The 3,089-nt window shown below is 70.1% G+C and carries 4 protein-coding genes; all 4 read left to right on the top strand.

Features of this window, described 5'->3' with window-relative positions; genetic code table 11:
• The first annotated feature begins 74 nt into the window (after positions 1 to 74).
• A complete protein-coding gene (locus tag ACRX5S_RS16960; protein ID WP_436773769.1) occupies positions 75 to 1,262 on the top strand; it encodes a phosphoglycerate kinase in 1,188 nt (395 codons plus the stop codon).
• A 38-nt stretch (positions 1,263 to 1,300) separates the two neighbouring features.
• Positions 1,301 to 2,086, top strand: coding sequence for a triose-phosphate isomerase (gene tpiA, locus ACRX5S_RS16955; RefSeq protein WP_436774048.1), 786 nt, complete (start codon positions 1,301 to 1,303; stop codon positions 2,084 to 2,086).
• Between the two features lie 173 nt (positions 2,087 to 2,259).
• Entirely contained in the window at positions 2,260 to 2,490 is a 231-nt protein-coding gene (gene secG, locus ACRX5S_RS16950; protein ID WP_436774047.1) for a preprotein translocase subunit SecG, read from the top strand.
• A gap of 312 nt (positions 2,491 to 2,802) precedes the next feature.
• Positions 2,803 to 3,089 (top strand): RNA polymerase-binding protein RbpA (locus ACRX5S_RS16945; RefSeq protein ID WP_231779713.1); only part of this gene is annotated, 287 nt, incomplete at its 3' end.

The following is a 3,089-nucleotide window of genomic DNA, read 5'->3' as shown; positions in this document are numbered from 1 at the left end:
CGTACCACCCGACAGCAGGTTGGACCCGGGCCGCCTCCCTCAGCGGCCCGAACCCCCGAGGATGATCCGAACCCATGAAGACCATCGACGACCTCGACGTCGCCGGTAAGCGCGTACTCGTCCGCGCCGACCTGAACGTGCCGCTCGACGGCGCGACGATCACGGACGACGGCCGCATCCGCGCGAGCGTGCCGACCATCCGCACCCTCGCCGAGCGCGGCGCCCGCGTCGTCGTCACGGCGCACCTCGGCCGTCCCAAGGGCGAGCCGAACCCGGCGTACTCGCTCGCCCCGGTCGCCGCGCGCCTCGGCGAACTGCTGGGCCGGCCGGTGGCGTTCGCCACCGACACGGTCGGCGACAGCGCCCGAGCGACCGTCGCCTCCCTCGGCGACGGCGACGTGGCGCTGCTGGAGAACGTGCGCTTCAACGCCGCCGAGACCAGCAAGGACGACGCCGAGCGCGGGCTGTTCGCGGACGCGTTGGCCTCCCTCGCGGACCTCTACGTCGGCGACGGCTTCGGCGCGGTGCACCGCAAGCACGCGTCGGTGTACGACGTGGCGCTCAAGCTGCCGCACGCCGCGGGGCAGCTGATTGCCGCCGAGCTGGACGTGCTCAAGCGCCTCACCGAGAAGGTCGAACGGCCGTACGCGGTCGTGCTCGGCGGCTCGAAGGTCTCCGACAAGCTCGGCGTCATCGACAACCTGCTGGACAAGGCCGACCGCATCCTCATCGGCGGCGGCATGGTCTTCACCTTCCTGGCCGCGCAGGGCCGCGAGGTCGGCACGTCCCTCCTGGAGAAGGACCAGCTCGACACGGTGCGCGACTACCTGCGCCGGGCCGAGGAGAACGGCGTCGAGTTCGTGCTGCCGGTCGACATCGTGGCCGCCGCCGCGTTCGCCGCCGACGCTGAGCACTCCGTGGTCGCCGCGGACGCGATCCCGGCCGACCGCATGGGCCTGGACATCGGCCCGGACTCCGGCGAGCTGTTCGCCGCGAAGCTGTCCGACGCGCGCACGGTCTTCTGGAACGGCCCGATGGGCGTGTTCGAGATGGCTCCGTATGCGGGCGGCACGCGCGCGGTGGCCCAGGCGCTCGTCGACTCGGACGCCTTCACCGTGGTCGGCGGCGGCGATTCGGCCGCCGCGGTGCGTACGCTCGGTTTCGACGAGAACGCGTTCGGTCACATCTCCACCGGTGGCGGCGCGAGCCTCGAATACCTTGAGGGCAAGACCCTGCCCGGCCTCGACGCCCTGGAGGGCTGAACCGCATGTCGATCAAGAAGAACTCCGGCGGCACCCCGGTGACCGGCCGCATGCCGCTCATGGCCGGAAACTGGAAGATGAACCTCAACCACCTTGAGGCCATCGCCCTGGTCCAGAAGCTCGCCTTCGCCCTGGACGACAAGGACTTCGACCAGGTCGAGGTCGCGGTGCTGCCGCCGTTCACCGACCTGCGCTCGGTGCAGACGCTGGTGGACGGCGACAAGCTGCGCATCGTCTTCGGCGCGCAGGACGTGTCGCAGCACACCGGCGGCGCGTACACCGGCGAGATCGCCGGGTCGATGCTCGCGAAGCTGAAGTGCACGTACGTGACCGTGGGCCACTCGGAGCGCCGGCAGTACCACGCGGAGACGGACGAGATCGTCAATGCCAAGGCCAAGGCGGCGTTCGCGAACAACATCACGCCGATCCTGTGCGTCGGCGAGGGCCTGGAGGTCCGCAAGGCGGGCAACCACGTCGCCCACACGCTCGCCCAGGTCGACGGCGGCCTGAAGGGCATCAAGGCCGCCGAGGCCGAGCGCGTCGTGATCGCGTACGAGCCGGTGTGGGCCATCGGCACCGGTGAGGTCGCGACGCCGGAGGACGCGCAGGAGGTGTGCGGAGCCATCCGCGCGCGGCTCGCCGAGCTGTACGACGCCGAGCTGGCCGGCAAGGTCCGCGTCCTGTACGGCGGCTCGGTCAAGTCGTCGAACGTCGCGGGCCTGATGGCCAAGCCCGACATCGACGGCGGCCTGGTCGGCGGCGCGAGCCTGGAGGCCGAGGAGTTCGTCAAGCTGGTCCGCTTCCGCGACCAGGCCGTAGGTTAGGCACGCACGCAGTAGCGTCACAGGCGATTCGCCCGTTCTCCCGTCCGAGTTCCCATCCGGACGGGAGAACGGCGTACCCTGTCCGAGGCCAGGAATCCCTGGCCGCGCGTCCCGCAGAGCGTTCCGTGCCCGCACGCACGCGAACACTCTCCGAAAAGGAGTTGGGCCAGGCCGTGGAGCTCGCGTTCTCGATCGCCCTGATCATCTTCAGCGCCCTGATGGTGCTGCTTGTCCTGCTGCACAAGGGCAAGGGCGGGGGCCTGTCCGACCTTTTCGGCGGCGGTATGTCGTCCTCGCTGGGCGGCTCTTCGGTCGTGGAGAAGAACCTCGACCGGCTCACCATCATCGTGGGCGCGCTGTGGTTCGTGACCATCGTCGTGCTCGGCCTGCTGCTCAAGGAGTAGCGAGCGCCGCGCTGCGCCGCGGCGAGTGTGCCGCCCACGGTTCTTTTGGTTTCGCCCCATCCCGGCCGTTTCTCGTGGTACACACGATGTCCCAGTCCGCGTACGCTTCCTGACGCCGTGTCGGAAAGCGTTCGGGACGCGGTTCACGGTCGCGCGGAGCGCACGTACACTGTTTCGCGAGGCAGCCCTCCGGCCGTGGTCCGGGGTGCATGACGAGCCGCGCGACCGGGCGCGCGACCTTCAGATCCAAGGGGAGTTTGAACCGTGGCAAGTGGCAACGCCATCCGTGGGAGCCGAGTCGGTGCGGGCCCGATGGGTGAGGCCGAGCGCGGCGAGGCGGCCCCCCGTCTGCGTATCTCGTTCTGGTGTGCCAACAAGCACGAGACCCAGCCGAGTTTCGCGACCGACGCGCAGGTCCCCGAGACCTGGGACTGCCCGCGCTGCGGTCTGCCCGCCGGACAGGACAGCGAGAACCCGCCGGACGCGCCGCGTACCGAGCCCTACAAGACCCACCTCGCCTACGTACGCGAACGCCGCAGCGACGCCGACGGCGAAGCGATCCTCGCCGAAGCGCTCGCAAAGCTCCGCGGCGAGATCTG

The sequence above is a fragment of the Yinghuangia sp. YIM S09857 genome (assembly GCF_051388915.1).
GTDB lineage: Bacteria > Actinomycetota > Actinomycetes > Streptomycetales > Streptomycetaceae > Yinghuangia.
Note: the sequence above shows the minus strand (reverse complement) of the source record. Positions and strands in the feature narration are given on the sequence as shown.